This is a genomic window from Vibrio sp. 1288 (assembly GCF_033344475.1).
Map to the genome: position 1 here is coordinate 1 of NZ_JAWPOX010001139.1, position 515 is coordinate 515.

The following is a 515-nucleotide window of genomic DNA, read 5'->3' on the forward strand; positions in this document are numbered from 1 at the left end:
TTTGGAATGGGTTGTCGTTGTTTGAACCAGCAGTCGAGCCAGTAATAACAGGCACTTCTTCACCCACGATGAATGAGGCTTCGCCGTTATCCATCACAGTGATACTTGGAGAAGACAGGATGTTTGAGTTGGAATCCGAAGCAACCGCACTAATTAGCGCCGTCCAGTCACCCATCACGATGCTCATTGCGGCACCATTTACGCCGCCAAGAGCAGATGCAAGTGTTGAGTAGTCACCTTCTTCAGTGTACTGACGGTTTTCCCACTTGTTCGTGTCACTATTCCAGTAGCTTTCCGTTTTGGTAACGTCTTTCGCTTCTTCCAAACCAACCATGACTTGGCCGATTGGCGCACCTGTGTTGCCGTACTGGATCACAGCACCCGTTTCTAGTGACCCCCACTGAACGCCTAGGTTAATACCATCACCTTCGGCCATTTCAACAATCAAGGCTTCAATCAGAACCTGAGCACGGCGAATATCTAATTGAGAAATTACATCTTGCAAAGCCATCATG

The 515-nt window shown here is 48.3% G+C and carries 1 pseudogene; it reads right to left on the reverse strand.

Going from position 1 to position 515, the window contains the following annotated elements:
- Positions 1 to 515 (reverse strand): annotated as a pseudogene (locus R8O11_RS31325) (type II secretion system protein GspD); the annotation flags it as partial.